Consider the following 17,839-nt stretch of genomic DNA (forward strand, 5'->3'; position numbering starts at 1 on the left):
TCACAGCGGGGCGCGGTACGCCTCGAAGACGGTCAGTCGGGATGTGATCGTGTGTGATGCCGTGGTCAGGGCCACCAGCAGTCGGGCGATGTTGCTGCCTGCCGTGGGAGCGATCACCGACAGGGCGCCCGCATACGGATGGTCGGAACCGCGCACGGGTACCGCGACGGCGAGATAGCCCGGGCGGTGTTCCTCGATCTCCGTTGCGTAGCCCTGTTCCCTGATGCGGGCCAGTTCGTCGGGGAGTTGTGCGGCGGTCAGGGTGCGAGGTGTGCGGCGGAGCATCAGCGGCACGAGCGCGGGCAGCGGGTACTGGTCCGGGAGCATGGCCAGGGTCAGTTTCCCGGCTGCGGTGCTGTGCAGCTGCATGTGCCGCCCGCCCAGGCTGGCCCTGGCCCGGTTGCGGTGCCCGCCGACGTTCTCGATGCACAGCAGTTCCGACGCGTTCGGCACGGACAGCGTGATGGCGTTGTCGAGGCTCTGCGCGAGGTTCTCGATGACGGGCCGTGCCGCCTCGCGCAGGGTCCGCTGGCGGGGTGCGCGCAGGCCGATCTCGTACAGCTGCAGTCCGAGCCGGTAGTGGGAGCCCTCGCGCTCCAGGAGTTCGCCGGCGACCAGTTCCTGGCAGAGGCGGTGGACGGTGGCCTTCGCGACCCCGGTGCGGGCCGTCAGCTCGGTGAGGCTGAGCGAGAAGTCGTTGTCCCGGAAGGCGCCCAGGATGAGCCCGACCTTGCCGAGGACCGTCTTGGGAGGCTCCCCGTCCCCTCCGGTCACGTCCGCGCGTTCACGGTGGGAGCTTGCGGTTGTCACGATGTGTCCTCCTCACCTCGGTGGCGCGTTCCCCGGAAGGGGCGTCCACCAGAACGAGGACATGAAATATAGGCGCTCCTCAATTTCCTGGCGATGTACTGGCTGTGACGTTTTCGACGGTGGGGTGAGGTGCCTGGGGGTGCCGGAGCGGGACGACGCCCACGCAGCGGCCGTCCCGGTCCAGGAGCCGCCCCATGTGTTTGACCGTGCGCAGCACCACCGAGCGGTCGCTGATGGTGAGGCGGGGCAACCGCCGCGAGAGGTGGGCCTCGAAGGCGTGCACGTCGTGGAGATCGCGCAGCCAGACGTCGATCACCAGGTTGTGCGGGCCGGTCGTGATGGCGCACGAGCGGACCTCGCGCACCCCGGACAGCACCTGGCTGGTCTCCTCCACGTACTGGCCGGGGACCGAGGCGAAGTACACGGCGGACAGCGGCCATCCCGACAGGGGCCGGGCCAGATCGCAGCGCAGGCTCAGCCGGGCGGCGAGCAGCGACTGCAGCCTGCGGCGCACCGTGGTCAGGCTCGTGTCCGTCGCCGTCGACAGATCGCGCAGCGACATGCGCCCGTCCGTGCCCAGCAGCTCCAGCAGACGCGTGTCCAGGTCGTCCCAGCGGCTCTCGGCCGAGTGCGCGGGCAGCACGGACGGCGGGGCCGCCGCCTCGACCCGCGCGCTCTGGGCCTCGTCCAGGCTGCGCAGCCGCCACCGGCTGCCCTCGGTGGGGACGCCCGTCGACACATGCGTACGCGTCGCCCGTACCCCCGGTGTCCGCTGGAACAGCAGTGTGGACAGGCGCCCCAACTCGTCCAGGCTGCGGGCCTGCACGGCGGTCACCAGATCCCGGCCGCCCGCAGTGAGCTTGATGTTCGCCACCGACGGATCCCGGGCGATGGCCATCGCCACGTCCTCGGCGACACCCGGCTCGGTGTCGATCTCCACCACACCGGTCACCACGATCCGCGAGTTGGACAGCCGGGGATAGGCGGTCACCCAGGCCAGGCCCGCCTCCTCCAGCCGGTGCCAGCGCCGCGCGGCCGTGACCGGGTTGACCCCCAGCACCTCGCCGACCAGCGTCCACGGGGCCCTCGGATGGATCTGCAGGACGTGCACGACGCCCCGGTCCAGTTCGTCGAGCTCCATGGAGCCCCCCGCCGCCGCCCCGGGCAAGGAAACCGGCGCGGCAGAATCCTGCACACCCATGGGCGGCGCATCTCTGCGCACGTCGACGGAATCCGGCGAGAAATCTGCACCGTCACACCAGGTTTTTCTTTGCATTCCACACTCCCTTCGCCTGCATCCACTACGGAGGAGTGACCCCGCCCCATGACCCTCGCCACGCCCCCGGAGACCACGCGGACCGCGCTGCGGATCCACAACGCCCGGCTCATCGACGGCACCGGCTCGTCCCCCGTGGACGACGCCGTCGTCACCATCGATGCCCAGGGCACCATCACCTACGCCGGAGCGGCCGCGACCGAACCCCCGGCCGCCACTGACTCCTCGGTCCATGTCGTCGACGCCGGTGGACGCACCGTACTGCCCGGCTTCTTCGACTGCCACGTCCACCTCGCCTACGCGCAGGGCTCGCCGCCCAGCCGCCGCGCGGAACTCGACCCGGTCCTGGTCACCCTGGACACGGCAGCGCGGCTGCGCCAGACCCTCGACGCCGGAATCACCACCGCCCGCGATCTGGGCGGTCTGTCGGCGGGCTACCGCACGGCCGTCGAGACCGGCCGGACGGTGGGCCCGCGCCTGCACACGGCCGTCCGCATCATCAGCCACACCGGCGGCCACGCCGACGTGCGCCTGCCCGACGGTACGGATCTGAGCGCCGGGATGTCCGAGATCGCGGACAGCACCGACGCGGCCAGGCTCGCGGTGCGCCGGGTCCTGCGCGACGGCGCCGACCTGGTGAAGGTCTGCGCCACCGGCGGCATGGGCAGCCCCTACGACGACCCCGACGACGAAGGCCTGCTGGAGGAGGAGATCCGCGCGGTCGTGGACGAGGCCGGGCGCCACGGCGGCAAGCCGGTCGCGGCCCACGCCCAGGGCAACGCGGGCATCCTCACCGCGATCCGCGGCGGAGTCACCAGCATCGAGCACGGCTACGGCCTGGACGACCGCGCGCTGGACATGGCGGGCGAACGCGGCGTCTTCGTCGTACCGACGCTGTCCACCGTGTACGCGGGCATCAACAAGGACACGATGCCGGACTACCACTACCAGAAGAAGGTCCGCTGGTCCGGCACCACCAAGGAGAACATCGCCCGGGCCATCGAGTACGGTGCCCGGATCGCGCTGGGCACCGACGCGGCGGTCGGCCCGCACGGCGTGAACCTGATGGAACTCAGCTATCTGGTGGACCTCGGCATGGACCCCATGGCCGCCATCGTCGCCGGCACCCGCACCTCCGCCGAACTCCTCGGCGTCGCCGACCGGCTCGGCACCCTCACCGCCGGCCGCACCGCGGACCTGGTCCTCTGTGACGGCGATCCGCTCCGGGACATCGGCGTCCTCGGCGACCCGGCCAACATCGTGTGCGTCGTCCAGGACGGCGTCGTCCGCAAGGACCTCCTGAACCTCCGGGCCACGGCCCCGGCCACCGACACCCTCCCCACCGGAAGGCGGCCCTGATGTCCTCACAGACCGACCTCCCCGCGCCACCCGCCAAATCCCCGGACACCGGAAGAGCCACCCCTCTCGACCGGATACTCGCGCTCATCGAGCGGGCCGGGAACGCCCTGCCCAACCCGGTGGTCCTGTTCGCCGGCCTGTTCCTCCTGCTGGCCCTCGTCTCCACCGCACTCGACCTGGGCGGCGTGTCCGTCGAGGTCCCCGGCAGCGACGAGACCAAGCACATCACCGGCCTCCTCACCGGCGACGGCGTGAGCTGGCTGGTGCAGAACCTCGTCGTCAACTTCGCCACCTTCCCCCCGATCGGCGCCGTACTGGTGCTGATCATGGTGGTGGGGCTCTGCGAGAAGACTGGCCTGCTGGAGACCCTGATGCGGGCGACGCTCGCCAGGGTGCCCCGCCCGGTGCTGCCGTACGCGGTGGCGCTCATCGCCAGCCAGGCGCACATGATGAGCGACGTCGCCGCGATCGTGCTGCCCCCGCTGGCCGCCCTGGTCTTCAAGAGCGCCGGACGCCACCCCGTCGCGGGCCTCATCGGCGGCTTCGCCTGTGTCACCGCCGGCTACGCGGCCGGGTTCACCATCGGCTCCCTCGACGCCCTGTACGTCGGCATCACCCAGCAGGCTGCCTCGGTGCTCCCCGCCGCCGACGGCCTCGACATCCATCTGCTCATCAACTACTTCTTCACGGCCGCGAGCAGCCTCGTACTGGCCGCGGTGGGCGGATTCCTCATCAGCCGCGTCCTCGAACCGAGGCTCGGCACCTACGAGCCCGTCGGCGAGGAGCCCGAGGACCGCGACCTCACGCTCACGCCGGTCCAGCGGCGGGCGCTGCTGCGCACCACGCTGGTCGTCCTCGTCTACCTGGCCGGCGTGCTCTCCCTGTGGCTGCCGGAAGGCGCGCCGCTGCGCGGCGAGGGCGGGGCCTTCGTGCCCTCTCCGCTGCTCTCCGGCATCGTCCCCGTCCTGTTCGGCGCCTTCCTGCTGGCCGGACTGACGTACGGCTTCAGCGTGAAGCAGCTGACCAGCGCCGAGGACGTGACCACGGCCATCACCGACTCGGTGCGGACCATGTCCGGCTACCTCGTGATGATGTTCGTCGCCGCCCAGGTCATCGCCCTCTTCACCTGGTCGAACGTCGGTGTGCTGCTGGCGGTGAAGGGCGCCGCGCTGTTCGACTCGATGGGCGTGACCGGCTTCTGGGCGATCCTGGTGTTCGTTCTGCTGGTCTCCTGCCTCAACCTGTTCATCCTCTCCGGCTCGGCCCTGTGGTCCCTGGTCGGCCCGGTCTTCGTCCCCGCGTTCATGCTCATGGGGATGAGCCCGGCGCTCACCCAGGCGGCCTTCCGCATCGGTGACTCGGCGACCGGCGTGATCACCCCGATGAACCCCTATGTGTTCCTGATCCTGGCGATGCTCCGCCAGTACGAGCCCGACGCGAAGCTCGGCACGCTCATCTCCCGGCTGGCCATCTTCGTGGTGCCGTTCATGCTCGTGTGGCTGGCGATCCTGGGCATCTTCTACGGCTTCGACCTGCCGCTCGGACCCGGCGCCGACATCGGTCTGAAGTGACCCCCGCACACAGCAGGCCGACTCCACCGGTGAGATCCGGTGGAGTCGGCCATGTGCCGTCGGCTCACGCGACGACGGCGACGGCGCAGACGGTTTCCGTACGCCGTCCGCGCCGCCTCGTCTCAGCCGCGAGCCGTCCATTCCAGCACGACCTTCGCGAACTCCTCGGGCAACTGCTCGGGTACGGGGACATGGCCGCCGGAAAGGACCCGGGTCTCGCATCCGAGGGCCGCGGCGAACTTCGCAAGCCCGGGCAGCGAGTAGTGGTCCCCCGGGGCACAGACGGCGAGCGTACGGGCCGTGATGTCCGGCAGCCGCTGGTCCATGCCGTACCGCCGTACCGCCTCGTGGCCCTCCTCCACCCGGTCGAGCACGGTCAGCGCGTCGACCATGAACCGGTTCAGAGCCGCCTCCTGGCCTTCCTCGTAGAAGCCGCGGCGCCGGTTCCACAGCTCCAGCAGGTGTGAGCCGTCCGCCTTGGGCACGACGTGGTCGACGGGCTTGCGCTCGGCCGCCGTACGGCGTTTCTCGTCGTCGATGAAGGGCGTGGCCGACAGCAGCACGCTGGCGACGCGGTCCTGGTAGCGGGCCGCGAGCTCCACAGCGATCACGCCGCCCGTGTGGTGCCCGACCAGGTGGAAGCGTTCCAGTCCCAGGGCGTCGACGAGTGCGCCGGCGGCGTCGGCGAAGAGCTCGATGGAGTGCGGTCCTGTCGGTTTCGCGGAGGCGCCGAAGCCCAATGTGTCCATGGCGATGGCCCGGTGCGCCGTGCCGACCAGGGGCAGCACGTCGAGGTACTCGGTCCAGGAGCGCGGGGTCTGGTGGAGCAGCAGGACGGGCTCGCCGGCACCGCACTCCACATAGTGCAACTGCCCGAAGGGGCTGGGTGCGTAGCCTCGTCGCAGGGTGTCCGTCATCCGGGGTCGGCCTTTCCGGGAGTGGAGGGGGCGAGGGTCGGCAGCACCGACTCGCCGATGGCCTCGATGAGTGCGGTGGGCGGATCGTACGAGCCGACGTGCTGGAGCAGGACGCCGGTGACTCCGGCCGCGTGCAGGGCCCGGAGGCGTTCCGCGATCCGGGCCGGGGTGCCGAAGAGGCAGAACTCCTCGGCGAAGCGGAGCGCGTTCTCGTCGCTGATCCAGGCCGAGCAGATCTCGACGGCCCTGGGCCAGTCCTCGGCGTGCACGAGGTCGGGGTAGATCCCCTCCACGTGTGCCGGCACGTCGACGTCGATCCCCGCCAGGGCGAGGAAGGACGCGCCGCCGTTCTGGGCGATCGACGCGCAGATCGGCTTGAGCAGCCGAGCCTCGGCCGCCACGTCGTCGGTCACCGCGCAGAACGCGGAGACGGTCAGCGGTATCGCGTCGGCCGCGCGGCCCGCAGTCTCTGCGCCTTCCCGGACCCGGGCGGTGGCACTCGCGAGGGTGGTGGGCGAGATGCCGCTGAGGAGGATCACACCGTCGGCGATCTCTCCGGCGAGCCGCAGGTTCCTGGGCCCGCTCGCGGCGAGGTGGAGAGGCACGCCGGGCCCGGGGTCGCGCAGCCGCGAGCGGACCTTGCCCTCGAACTCCCACTCCTCGCCGTCCAGCAGGGCGCGCAGCAGGCCCAGGCCCTCGCGCATCTCCGCCGAGGTCGTCTGCCGCAGGCCGACGGGACCGACCGAGCTGTTGCCCACGCCGAGGCCGAGCTTGAACCTGCCGGGTGCCAGTTCGGCCACACTGCGGGCGGCCGACGCGACCACGGCTGGGTGCCTCGTCGCGAGATTGGTGACCGCCGTACCGAGGCCGATGCGTTCTGTGCCCAGGGCGGCGGCGGTCAGGGTGGTGAACACGTCGCGCCACAGCAGTTGTGAGTCGGGGAACCAGGCGTCGTCGAAGCCGGTGGATTCCGCGTGGCGGACTGTTTCGACCACGCGGTCGGCTCGGTCGCACGGGGGGATGCGTATGCCCACGCGCAGCGGGGGGTGGTTGGCGGCCGCTGCGTCCGGCGGCGGCGCCGGCTGCGCCGAGCGCCCCGCCGGAAGGGTTGGTCCTTGGCTGCCGGCTGGTTGTGGCTGGGCGCGCAGTTCCCCGCGCCCCTTGTGGGGCGCCGTCATTTCTCGCTCCTTGCCGCGAGGTCCAGGGCCACGTCCGTGATCATGTCCTCCTGGCCGCCCACCATTCGGCGGCGGCCCACTTCCACGAGGATTTCGCGCGTGTCCAGGCCGTGGCGGGTGGCCGCGGTCTCGGCGTGGCGCAGGAAGCTGGAGTACACGCCCGCGTAGCCGAGACTGAGGGTCTCGCGGTCCACGCGAACCGGCCTGTCCTGGAGCGGGCGGACGAGATCGTCGGCCGCGTCCATGAGCGGGAAGAGGTCGCAGCCGTGGTCCCAGCCCATCAGGTCGGCCACCGCGACGAACGCTTCGAGGGGGCAGTTGCCCGCCCCGGCGCCCTGTCCGGCGAGCGAGGCGTCGACGCGGGTGACGCCGTTCTCCACGGCCACCACGCTGTTGGCGACGCCCAGGCCGAGGTTGTGGTGGGCGTGGATGCCCAGTTCCGTTTCGGGGGACAGGACGTCCCGGTAGGCGCGGAAACGGTCGCGAACGCCGTCCATCGTCAGGCGGCCGCCGGAGTCGGTGACGTATACACAGTGCGCGCCGTACGACTCCATCAGCTTGGCCTGGCGGGCCAGTTCGGCCGGTTCGGCCATGTGGGACATCATCAGGAACCCGGCGACGTCCATGCCCAGCTCGCGCGCGGCGGCGATGTGCTGGGCGGAGATGTCGGCCTCGGTGCAGTGGGTGGCGACCCGCACCGAGCGGATGCCCAGGGAGTGCGCCTGTTTGAGGTCGTGGACGGTGCCTATGCCGGGCAGGAGGAGGGTGGTCGGGATCGCCCGGTGCACGGCGTCGACGACCGCCTCGATCCATTCCCAGTCGGTGTGCGCGCCCACTCCGTAGGTGATGCTGGAGCCCGCGAGTCCGTCGCCGTGGGAGACCTCGACGGCACGCACCCCGGCGGTGTCGAGGGCGGCGGCGATGGTGCGGGCCTGGGCGGTGGTGTAGCGGTGCCGGACGGCGTGCATGCCGTCCCGCAGGGTCACGTCCTGGACGTACAGCGTGGTCACTTGGTGGCCTCCGCGCTCTGGTGGGCGGCCAGGCGTTCCGCGGTGCGCAGCGCGGCCGAGGTCATGATGTCGAGGTTGCCCGCGTAGGCGGGCAGGTAGTGGGCGGCGCCCTCGACCTCCAGGAACACCGACACCTTCAGCGGTGTGGCGCCGGCGGGCACGAGCGAGCGCAGCGGGTCGTCGGTGCCGACCTGCTCGAACTGCACCCTCTGCTTCAGGCGGTAGCCCGGCACATAGGCCTGAACGCGCCCGACCATCTCCTCGACCGACGCGGTCACCGCCTGCTCGTCGCATGCGGAGACCAGGCAGTGCACGGTGTCCCGCATGATCAGCGGCGGTTCGGCCGGGTTGAGCACGATGATCGCCTTGCCGCGGGCCGCGCCGCCGACCTTCTCGATCGCGGAGGCCGTGGTCTCCGTGAACTCGTCGATGTTGGCCCGTGTGCCGGGACCGGCGGAGCGGGAGGCGATCGAGGCCACGATCTCCCCGTAGTGCACGGGGGTCACGGCCGAGACGGCGGCGACGATCGGGATCGTGGCCTGTCCACCACAGGTGACCATGTTGACGTTCGTGCTGTCGAGATGGGCGTCGGCGTTGACCGGCGGCACCACGTACGGGCCCAGGGCGGCCGGGGTGAGGTCGACGACCGTGCGTCCAAGACCCCGCAGTACGTGGTCGTGGCGGCGGTGGGCGCCCGCCGAGGTGGCGTCGAAGACGATCCTGACGTCGGCGAACTCGTCCAGGGTGGTCAGGCCGTCGACGCCCTCGTGCGTGGTGGCCACCTTGAGGCGGCGGGCGCGGGCCAGGCCGTCCGACTCCGGGTCGATGCCGGCCATCGCGGCGATCTCCAGCTCCTCGGACAACCGCAGCACCTTGATCATGAGATCGGTGCCGATGTTCCCGGAGCCGATGACGGCCACCTTCGTACGGGTGCTCATGACCTGTCTCCCTCCGTCGCGAACTCCACTGCCAATCGGCCGAGTTGGCTGATGCGTGCCTCGAAGCGGTCACCCGGGGCGGCGACCGCCATCGGCCCGAGGGCTCCGGTGAGCACGACGTCCCCGGCCCGCAGCGGATCGCCCATGGCGGCCAGGGTGGAGGCGAGCCAGGCCGCCGCGTTGAGCGGGCTGCCCAGACAGTCGGCACCGGTGCCTTCGGAGACCACCTCGCCGGCCCGCGTCATCGTCATCCGTACGCCCCGCAGATCAAGTCCCGTGAGCGGTACGGGAGTTCCCCCGAGAACGAACAGGCCGCTGGAGGCGTTGTCCGCGACCGTGTCCACGAGGCCGATGTCCCAGCCGGCGATCCGGCTGTCCACGATCTCCAGCGCGGGCAGCGCGAAGTCCGTCGCCCGCAGCACGTCCACCACCGTGCAGTCCCGGTGCGGCAGATCGGCCTTGAGGACGAGGGCCACCTCCGCCTCCACCTTCGGCTGGATCAGCCGCCCGGCCGGGACCGAACCATCCTCCGCCACCGCCATGTCGGCGAACAGCGTCCCGAAGTCGGGCTGGTCCACACCGAGTTGGGCCTGGACGGCGGGCGAGGTCAGACCGACCTTGCGGCCCACGATCCGCCGACCTGCCGCCACACCGCGCTCGACGTTCAGGCGCTGCACGGCGTAGGCGGCCTCCACACCGGTGACGTACGTGCGTACCGGAGCGCAGGCCGTGTTCGTGCGCGAAGCCTCCCGCAGTTCGTCGGCCGCCTTGACCACCTCCGGGGCGGTCATCGTGCGCCGCCCGCGGTGGAGGTGACGAGCAGGGTGTCGACGCCCACGGGACCGAGGCCGGTCGCCCCGCCCGGTGTGCCCAGCGGCCCCGCACGCCCCGGCAGCGGCTCCTCGAAGAAGCGGCGGTTGTCCGCGCGGAACTCGGGGTCGGCGAGGCGGTCGACGGCGATGGCCTGTTCCGGACAGGCCGTCTCGCAGGCGCCGCAGTCGATGCACTCCACCGGGTTGATGTAGAGCTTGCGCTCGCCCTCGTAGATGCAGTCGACCGGACACTCCTCCATGCAGGACCGGTCCATGATGTCGACACAGGCCGACCCGATGACGTACGCCATGTCAGTTCTCCTTCTCCGTGGAGTGCCCGGGGAACAGGGCCGCCTCCGGATCGATGACGGTGGCCGCGTTGTTGACCGCGGTGGCGACCTCGCCGAAGCCCACGGCGATCAGCCGGACCTTGCCCGGGTAGTCGGTGATGTCGCCCGCGGCGAACACGCGGGGCAGGTTGGTGGCCATCCGGGTGTCCACGGCGATCCGCCGCGCCCGGAGCTCCAGCCCCCAGTCCTTGAGCGGGCCGAGGTCGGCGATGAAGCCGAGAGCGGCGACGACGGTGTGTGCGGGCAGGAGCCGGGTGGCCTTCGTGGTGCGGTGCCGGACCTCGATCCGCTCGACCCGGGACGCCCCGTGCAGGGCGCTCACCTCGGAGTCCGTGATGATCTCGATGCCCAGGGCCCGTACCTTGTCCACGGTTGCCCGATGGGCCCGGAAGCGCTCCGTGCGGTGGACGAGCCGGACCGACCGGGCGATCGGGGCCAGCGTCGCCGCCCAGTCGAAGGCGCTGTCACCGCCGCCGACGACCACGACGTCCTGGTCGGTGTGCTCGACCGGGTCGGGTACGAAGTAGACCTGGCCGCGGCCGAGATAGTCCTCGCCCGCGGGGAGCTGCCTGGGAGTGAAGGTCCCGACCCCGCCGGTGATCACAACTGCCCCGGCCCGCACGGCAGTTCCCTTGTCGCCGTGTACGACCGGCCGGCCGTCGGTCTCGTGGGTGATGTGGAGTGCCCGGTGTCCCAGGAGGTAGCGGGGACCGTACGGCTGTGCCTGGGCGACCAGACTGTCGACCAGGTCGCGGCCGCGCACCGCCGGGAAACCGGCGATGTCGAAGATGGGCTTCTCGGGGTACATCGCGCTGATCTGGCCGCCGCACTGGGGCAGGACGTCCATGACCGTGACGTTGAGTCCGCGGAAGCCCGCGCAGTAGGCGCCGTACAGGCCCGACGGTCCGGCGCCGATGATCAGGATGTCGGTCTCGATCACCGACGACTCGTCCGGGGCGACCGGCTCATCAGTAGGAACGCTCATGGTCCAGGAGCGTATGGACGGGCGAGCCACCGCCCAATGGAACCGGTCCGCCTGACGGGACGCACCGCCAAGCCCGGCGGCCCGGCGGTGGAAGCGCCGCGAACACGACGCTTCCACCGCCCTCTCGCTCATGGTCGACAGCCCCGGACCGGAGATCACCTTCGCCGACGCGGCTCTGCTGAAGGGCTGGTGGGGGCAGCACGGCAAGTGAGGTCGACGTGCCCTGTGACGCAGGGAGCGCCGTCGTCCCGGAGCACGGAGACGTCGAGCGTCACCCGCACCCCTGAGCCGCACGGCGCCACCGTACGCACGGTGGCGGTCCAGGTGAGCGGTTCACCGGCCACGGCGGTCGTGACGTTGCGCCAGCTCACCGACGCCAGGCATGCGTCGGCCCCGGCCCACTCCAGCGCGTACCGGGTGAGCGTCTCACCGTGCAGCGTCGACTGCACGACCACGTCGGAGAAGCCCTCCGACGCGGCGAACCCGGCGTCGTAGTGGATGCGATGGGAGTTCCACGACACGGCGCTGAACCGGAACAACTGCAGCCTGCTGTGCGTGTACCGGCGCGGTGGGCAGACATCGCCGACGCCGGCAGGGGTGTTCACGCGGTGACTTTCTTCGGGAGGGCGTCCAGGACGACGATCGTCTCGTCCACGGCGGTCAGTTCGTTCCCGTCCGGCGAGGTGAACCGGGTGGTGAGGCCGAGGAGTACGAAGTCGCCGGACCGGCCGTGCTTCCGCTCGGCCGAGGTGACCGCACGCGACGCGGTGACCCGGGTGCCCGCGAGCGGGGCCCGGGTCAGGCGCACCGCCTGTCCGCCGTGCACCTGGCGGACCGGCAGGCCCTGGGTGCAGGGCGACTCCCTGACGGCCAGGCCGTCAGGCCGCAGTTCCTCCTCGGCGGGCCCGTCCTCCCAGCTCATGGTCGCCGCGAGGAAGAGCGGCGGGGCCTCGACCGGTTCCCCGGCCGCCTCCCGGGCCCGCGCCCGCCGCAGATAGCCGACATCGTCGACCGCCGCCGCGTACCGGCAGAACTCCTTGACGGTCACCGTGCCGCAGTCCTCGTCCTCCCACCGGCCGATGAGGCCACGGGCCCTGGACAGCACGTCGTCCAGCACGCTCACAGGGCGGCCCGCAACGACCGGCCGATGCCCAGGCCCGCGGCACGCAGTGCGCTCGCGTGTGCGGCGGCGTCCACCCGGTAGGTGGGAGCGGTGATGGACAGCGCGCCCGCAGGTGTCTCCTGCCGGCCGAAGACCGGCACGGCCATGCTCATGTAGCCGAGGCGGATCTCCTCCGCCTCGGTGGCGATGCCCTGCTCCCGGATCCGTTCGAGCTGCCCGCGCAGCAGGCCGGGTGAGGTGATCGTGCGGCGGGTGAAGGGTTTCAGCCCGTTCCTGATCACCTCACCGAACAGCGCGGCGGGGGAGAAGGCGAGGATCGCCTTGCCGGTGGCCGTGCAGTACAGCGGAAGCCGGCCCGCCACCCGGGACTCCTCGCTCAGCCCCCGGTGGGGCAGGATCTTCTCCAGATAGACGACGTCGAGCCCGTCGTGGATCGCGAAGTGGATGGTCTCCTGCGTGGCCAGCAGAAGATCCTCCATGTACGGCTGGGCCACCTCGCGCAGGATCCGCTGCCGGTGCACCCGCTGACCGATCTCGAACAGCCGCAGTCCGAGCCGGTAGTTGCACCCCGCTCTCTCCAACAGCCCCCAGACGACCAGCTCCTGACAGAGCCGGTGCACGGTGGCCTTGGCCACGCCCGTACGGCGTACCAGGTCGGCGAGGGAGAGGGAACTGTCGTCGACGCTGAACGCCTCAAGGATGGGCCGGACCTTGCCGAGCACGGAGTTCATCGGGTCGGGAAAGGGCGAGGCGGGCGCATGCGCGGACGCGGCGGGCGATACGGCGTGATCGATCGGGACGACGGTCATGGCAGACACCTCACGACGATTTGGAGAGAAACGCCAGGCTGAGCGGGTTGTAGAGATCGGCCTTCTCGTGCTGCGGCCAGTGCCCGCACTCGTTGAAGACCTCAAGACGGGCCCCGGGAATGGCGGCGGTGATCGCCTCGGCCTCCGGGACGTCACCGAGCGGGTTCTTGTTGCCCCACACCACCAGGGTCGGAGCCTTGATACGCGCCATGCGGTCTTGGCGCAGCAGATTCCGCTCGCGCGCCTCCAACTCCTGCAACGCCAGCAGGTTGTGCAGGTTCTTCTGGAAGTCGGGGTGGTGGTAGATCTCGTAGCGCACCTGCGTCAGCTCGTCGCCCAACTCCTCGTCCCAGTCGGCCCACAGCAGCCGCAGCCGGTCCCGGGTGTAGGAGATCTCCTCGTTGAGGGCGGCGGCCCGGGTGGAGGTCTTCAGCCGCTCCATCACCGCCGGGTTGACCTTCGTACCGCCCATGCACAGCAGTTGGAGGGAGGCGACGCGCTCCGGGTACTCACTCGCCGCCCAGGACCCCACCCAGCCGCCCAGCGACTCGCCGACCAGATGCGCGCGTTCGGCGCCCACCGCGTCCAGGTAGGCGATCAAGTGCCCGACGTACGCGGGGATTTCGCCCGGGCGGTCCGGCTTGCCGGTGTAGCCGTGGCCGAGCATGTCGATGGCATGGCAGCGGTAGCCGGCCGAGGCGTGCGCCGGGATGTTGCGTACGAACGCCTCCAGATGGCCGGTCGTGCCGTGCAGGAAGACGACGTGCTCGCCGTCCTCGGGGCCGGCCTGCAGGGCCCGGGTGGTGACATCGCCGGTCTCGACGTACGCGTGGCGGTAGTCGATGCCCGACAGCTCTGTCCAGATGCTCATGACTGCCTTTCCTGGGGGTGTACGGGGTCGAGGACGGCGACGGCCATCCCGGTGAGCCACTCGGGCATCGGCTCGTACGCCAGCCGCCGGCCGGGCACGTGGTCGAGCACGGCCGACATCAGCAGCCAAGTACGCAGCTCCTGCGCGCCGTTGCCCGCGACCTTCTCCAACTCCTCGGTGGAGAAGGCGGTGATGTTCCGTATCTCGCCGCGCGAGACGAGGGACAGGAACTCCTCGTCGAACTCCGGGTTGAGCGAGGCCTCGGCGGCGCGGATGATCTCGCGGCGCCTGACGTCGTAGTCCTGCCAGTTCTCCCGGCCGTTCAGCCAGGCGCCGACCATGAACTCCTCGTCGTCGCCGTGCGGTTCGCGCCAGTCCGGCCAGGGCAGCCGGTGCGAGAGCCCGCCCGAGCCGACCACCGCGACTCGGCGGTCCTCCGGGAAGGCCAGTACGGCGTCCCGGATCGCCCGGCCCAGCGCCTCGCAGCGTTCGAGGGTGGGCAGGGGAGGGGCGAAGACGTTCACGACGATCGGTACGAGCTCCACGTCCAGGCCCTCCAGGAGGTACTGGACGGCGTGCGACTGGCCGTGGTCGATCTGCAGGCGGGCGGAGAAGGCAGGGTCGAACGAGCCTTGCTCGACAAGGGAGTTGGCGATGTGCCGGGCGAGCGGGATGTCGACCGGCTGCGGACCCTTCGGCGTGCCGGACTCGCCGCTGGCCACGCACTCGCCGACGCCGATGGTGAAGCTGGGGATCAGGTCGAGCCAGAAGCCCCGGAAGTGGTTGGAGCCGACGAGGATCACCGTGTCGGGGCGGGCCGCGGCGAGTGCCTCGCGGGCCTCGGCGAGCGCGTCCCGGAACCGCTCGGCCCGGTCCTTGTGGAAGGTCTCCTCCCAGTGGGTGTTCATCAGCGTGCTGTGCGACGCGCCCACGCCCAGGACGATCTCGCTCATGCCGGTTCTCCTTGCGACTCCGGGTCCAGTTCGGCGCGGGATCGGGTGACGGTGTCGACGGCCGTACGGATCAGATGGCGTGTGAGCCTCTCCATCGCGCGCACGGAGACGGTGTTCATCCCTCGGGCGAAGTCGATGTCGAACGGCGTCTCGGCCTCGCTCACCTTCGGCATGCCGACGCGGACCGTGGGGATACCGCGCCCGCGCAGGATGTTGGCGTCGGTGGCGCCGCTGTTGCCGCGGATCGCCTCGTGCGGGCGGCCCTCGAACGCCTCCCAGGCGGCCGTGGCGCTACGGGTGATCCAGTTGTCCGGGGCCGTACGGGTCCCGGGGATGGCCAGAACCATCTCGGCGGTGACGTCGAGCCCCGGCAGCTTGTCGCGGATCGCGTCGAGCGCGGCGTTGAACTCCCGCTTGGCGCGCATCGGCGTGGTGTCGGGGCCGATGCGCAGGTCCACCATGAGGGTGCAGGCGGCCGGGGTGACCGCCGCCATCCGGGGCCAGCCGCCGCGCACCGAGGAGACGATGCCCTGCGGGGCGACCGTGCCGGCCGTGTGCCGCTCGGCGTACTCGACGAACCACTCCTCCAGGTGCCGGGTGACCTCTCCGGCACGGGCGATGGCGTTGGCGTACGGCAGCCGGTGGCGTGAGCCGACGTAGGTGTGCGTGCCGCCGACCGTGACCTCGAACCAGACGAGGCCGACCTCGTCCCAGGACACCGTCCAGCCGGGCTTGGCGATGACCGCGTAGTCGGTCCACAGGCCCTGCTCCAGAAGGAACGAACAGCCCGCGCCCTGGCCGGTGTTGCGCCTGCTGCTGCCGGGCCGGGCGTTGGTGGGCATGCCGCCCGCGCCGAACGCCACGACCAGGTCCCCGGTGAGCGGGATGCCGGCCAGGGCGATCGCCTCGGCGGCCATCATCACGCAGGCCGCGTGGCCCTTCGGGTTGGACGCCCCGAGCCCGACCACCAGGTCGTCGTAGACGGTGGCCCGCGGGCGCATGTCGTCCCGCAACTCCGGGCCGATCCAGGGGAGATCCTCGTTCTCCTCGCCCACGGTCAGTGTGTCGATGGGCGCGTACAGCATCAGGTCGGGGCCCGTGCCGTCGCCGTCGAGCCGGGCCCAGGCGTTGGCCTGCCGGTTGTCGAGCGGCTGGACCGCGGACCGGCAGCCCGCGGCTTTGAGCGTGTCGGCTATGTGCGTGGCGAGCGGGGCCTCGTCGCCGGTCGGGGACGGCACGTCGACGAGCCCGGTGATCAGATCGCGCAGCCGGTCGGCGGTGACATGCCGCCACGCGTCCGCGACCCAGGCCGCCCGCGTGTCGTCCAGGCCCGCCGACTCGCCTCCGGCGCTCACTGGTTGATCCTGTGGACCTGGGTCATGGTGGTGCGCTCGAAGCGTTTCTTCGCGAGCGGAAGCCCGATCGCGATCCCGGCCCCGATCAGCAGCGTCAGCAGCGTGCGGCCCATGGTCAGGCCTCCTTCTCGTGGGTTCCGGCGCCGGCGAGCTTCTTGCCGTACTCCTCCTCGCTGAGGTTCCGCCAGGCGGTCAGCGAGATGTCGGGCCGGTAGAGCTTCTCCGGGGGCGCGTCCGTGATGTCGACCATCCACGCGTCCTGGCCGGAGAACTGGCCGTGGAACAGCCAGCGGATCGCGCCCAGGTACTTGCCGTAGAAGCGCAGGGTGTCCCAGCCCTCGGTGAAGTTGACCATCACGCCGACATAGCGGTGGTTGTCCTCGTCGACCGGGACGTAGAACTCGTAGTGGATGAAGTTCGGGTAGGCGATGCGCAGCACGCCCGGCATCGACAGGGACGCGAAGCCGGGGAACTCCTGGGCCTCGATCGTCGGGTTGATCCTGTCGGCCTTGCCGGTGTTGCCGATGTTGAAGGTCTCCTTCGGCGGCTGGAACTTCCACCACCGTTTGTTGGACCAGCGGCCGACGCCGGGGAACTCGGCCTCCCAGTAGACCTCGTCCTGGACACGGAAGATCCAGCGGCCCTTGGGCACGATCCTGGTGATGTTCCAGGTCGGCATGGGTTTGAACAGCCGCCAGAGTGCCGTGCGGTGAAGGTACTTGGCGTGCCCCTCGTCGAAGCCGTTCTCGCAGGCGAAGCGCCAGTTGCCGCCGCGGGGGTCGATCCGGCCGCCCATCACGAAGGCGTTGGAGACGAGCTCCTCCGGCAGCTGCGAGTCGATCGGATGCGGCTCCTCGTCGGCGAGGGGGATGTAGACCCACACCATGCCGAGCCGCTCCTCGACCGCGTACGTACGCACCGAGACCTTGCCGGTCAGCCGACAGCCGGGCCCGTCGGTGATGACCGCGGCCAGCTTCCCGGTCGGCAGGTCGAAGGTCCAGCCGTGGTACGGGCAGCTCACCGTGCCCGGGAACTGCTGATCGCCCTCGGAGAGCGGGACCCCGCGGTGCGGGCAGCGGTTGTGCAGCGCGTACGCCGTGCCGCCGTCCCGGATCAGGGTGATCTTCTCGCCGCAGATCGTGAACGGGAGCGGTTTGTCCGTGATCTGGCTGGACCAGGTGACCGGGTACCAGTAGCCGCGGAAACCCGTCCCGGCCGCGTCGTAGTGGGGCCACGACTTCCAGTCCTGCCGGCCGGGCTCTGCCGGTCTGCGGCGGCTCCGGACAGGGGGTGGTGGTGCGTCGGGCGAGTCCTCGACCGTCATCGTGCGTGTCCTCCTGCTGCCGGGTGAACGGTGATTGCGAGCATGCGGTGGACGAGGGATCCGTCCAAGGGACCTGTCCCGCTGAGCAGACCGCACCGATCCGGGCGGTGGGGCCGGGCCGCGGACCCGGCCGTGACCTGCGAGTCCCGCTCAGCGGACCTTCGTCGATGCGCCTTCGGTATCCCGCGTTCTACGGTG

General features: G+C 70.8%; 18 protein-coding genes. 2 read left to right on the top strand and 16 right to left on the bottom strand.

The features are described from left to right. Both JEQ17_RS44790 and JEQ17_RS44795 read right to left on the bottom strand, forming a co-directional pair. Entirely contained in the window at positions 1-810 is an 810-nt protein-coding gene (locus JEQ17_RS44790) for an IclR family transcriptional regulator (RefSeq protein ID WP_200400672.1), read from the bottom strand. Between the two features lie 79 nt (positions 811-889). After that, positions 890-1,951: an Lrp/AsnC family transcriptional regulator gene (locus tag JEQ17_RS44795; RefSeq protein ID WP_234048607.1), complete on the bottom strand. Its 1,062-nt coding sequence runs from the start codon at positions 1,949-1,951 to the stop codon at positions 890-892. A 183-nt stretch (positions 1,952-2,134) separates the two neighbouring features. Here JEQ17_RS44795 and JEQ17_RS44800 point away from each other — a divergent pair, with 183 nt between their 5' ends. Then, positions 2,135-3,445, top strand: coding sequence for a metal-dependent hydrolase family protein (locus tag JEQ17_RS44800; RefSeq protein WP_200400674.1), 1,311 nt, complete (start codon positions 2,135-2,137; stop codon positions 3,443-3,445). After that, on the top strand, positions 3,445-5,016 hold the full coding sequence (locus JEQ17_RS44805; protein ID WP_200400675.1) for an AbgT family transporter: 1,572 nt from the start codon (positions 3,445-3,447) through the stop codon (positions 5,014-5,016). The genes JEQ17_RS44800 and JEQ17_RS44805 overlap by 1 nt, the downstream gene beginning before the upstream one ends. A gap of 122 nt (positions 5,017-5,138) precedes the next feature. On the opposite strand, the gene JEQ17_RS44810 is transcribed toward JEQ17_RS44805, so the two are convergent. The 14 genes from JEQ17_RS44810 to JEQ17_RS44875 all read right to left on the bottom strand — a co-directional run bounded on the left by JEQ17_RS44810 (position 5,139) and on the right by JEQ17_RS44875 (position 17,641). Next, positions 5,139-5,933, bottom strand: coding sequence for an alpha/beta fold hydrolase (locus tag JEQ17_RS44810; protein ID WP_200400676.1), 795 nt, complete (start codon positions 5,931-5,933; stop codon positions 5,139-5,141). Further along, entirely contained in the window at positions 5,930-6,973 is a 1,044-nt protein-coding gene (locus tag JEQ17_RS44815; protein ID WP_267924847.1) for an LLM class flavin-dependent oxidoreductase, read from the bottom strand. Before JEQ17_RS44815 ends, JEQ17_RS44810 begins: the two co-directional genes overlap by 4 nt. A 134-nt stretch (positions 6,974-7,107) precedes the next feature. Beyond that, the gene (gene dmpG / locus JEQ17_RS44820; RefSeq protein ID WP_200400678.1) at positions 7,108-8,121 is read right to left on the bottom strand and encodes a 4-hydroxy-2-oxovalerate aldolase; all 1,014 of its coding nucleotides are present in this window, start codon (positions 8,119-8,121) and stop codon (positions 7,108-7,110) included. Further along, complete coding sequence (locus JEQ17_RS44825; protein ID WP_200400679.1) at positions 8,118-9,059, bottom strand: acetaldehyde dehydrogenase (acetylating); 942 nt, start codon at positions 9,057-9,059, stop codon at positions 8,118-8,120. Before JEQ17_RS44825 ends, dmpG begins: the two co-directional genes overlap by 4 nt. Beyond that, complete coding sequence (gene mhpD / locus JEQ17_RS44830) at positions 9,056-9,850, bottom strand: 2-keto-4-pentenoate hydratase (protein ID WP_200400680.1); 795 nt, start codon at positions 9,848-9,850, stop codon at positions 9,056-9,058. Before mhpD ends, JEQ17_RS44825 begins: the two co-directional genes overlap by 4 nt. Further along, a complete protein-coding gene (gene fdxA, locus JEQ17_RS44835) occupies positions 9,847-10,182 on the bottom strand; it encodes a ferredoxin (protein ID WP_200400681.1) in 336 nt (111 codons plus the stop codon). Before fdxA ends, mhpD begins: the two co-directional genes overlap by 4 nt. Position 10,183: 1 nt before the next feature. Then, the gene (locus tag JEQ17_RS44840) at positions 10,184-11,206 is read right to left on the bottom strand and encodes an NAD(P)/FAD-dependent oxidoreductase (protein ID WP_200400682.1); all 1,023 of its coding nucleotides are present in this window, start codon (positions 11,204-11,206) and stop codon (positions 10,184-10,186) included. A 155-nt stretch (positions 11,207-11,361) separates the two neighbouring features. After that, positions 11,362-11,811 (bottom strand): hotdog family protein, encoded by a 450-nt coding sequence (locus JEQ17_RS44845; protein ID WP_200400683.1) that lies wholly within the window; start codon positions 11,809-11,811, stop codon positions 11,362-11,364. Next, positions 11,808-12,323 carry an FAS1-like dehydratase domain-containing protein gene (locus JEQ17_RS44850; RefSeq protein WP_234048609.1) on the bottom strand — a complete coding sequence of 172 codons (516 nt, stop codon included), beginning with the start codon at positions 12,321-12,323 and terminating at the stop codon, positions 11,808-11,810. The genes JEQ17_RS44845 and JEQ17_RS44850 overlap by 4 nt, the downstream gene beginning before the upstream one ends. Positions 12,324-12,325: 2 nt before the next feature. Beyond that, positions 12,326-13,138, bottom strand: a complete 813-nt coding sequence (locus JEQ17_RS44855) for an IclR family transcriptional regulator (protein WP_200400685.1) — start codon at positions 13,136-13,138, stop codon at positions 12,326-12,328. A gap of 10 nt (positions 13,139-13,148) precedes the next feature. Beyond that, on the bottom strand, positions 13,149-14,009 hold the full coding sequence (locus JEQ17_RS44860) for an alpha/beta fold hydrolase (protein WP_200400686.1): 861 nt from the start codon (positions 14,007-14,009) through the stop codon (positions 13,149-13,151). Continuing rightward, positions 14,006-14,962 (bottom strand): DODA-type extradiol aromatic ring-opening family dioxygenase, encoded by a 957-nt coding sequence (locus JEQ17_RS44865; protein WP_200400687.1) that lies wholly within the window; start codon positions 14,960-14,962, stop codon positions 14,006-14,008. Before JEQ17_RS44865 ends, JEQ17_RS44860 begins: the two co-directional genes overlap by 4 nt. Beyond that, positions 14,959-16,317 carry a M20 family metallopeptidase gene (locus JEQ17_RS44870; RefSeq protein ID WP_200400688.1) on the bottom strand — a complete coding sequence of 453 codons (1,359 nt, stop codon included), beginning with the start codon at positions 16,315-16,317 and terminating at the stop codon, positions 14,959-14,961. The genes JEQ17_RS44865 and JEQ17_RS44870 overlap by 4 nt, the downstream gene beginning before the upstream one ends. A 115-nt stretch (positions 16,318-16,432) precedes the next feature. Continuing rightward, the gene (locus tag JEQ17_RS44875) at positions 16,433-17,641 is read right to left on the bottom strand and encodes a Rieske 2Fe-2S domain-containing protein (protein ID WP_200400689.1); all 1,209 of its coding nucleotides are present in this window, start codon (positions 17,639-17,641) and stop codon (positions 16,433-16,435) included. Positions 17,642-17,839: the final 198 nt, after the last annotated feature.

Origin of the sequence: Streptomyces liliifuscus (assembly GCF_016598615.1) — a bacterium.
GTDB classification, from domain to species: domain Bacteria; phylum Actinomycetota; class Actinomycetes; order Streptomycetales; family Streptomycetaceae; genus Streptomyces; species Streptomyces liliifuscus.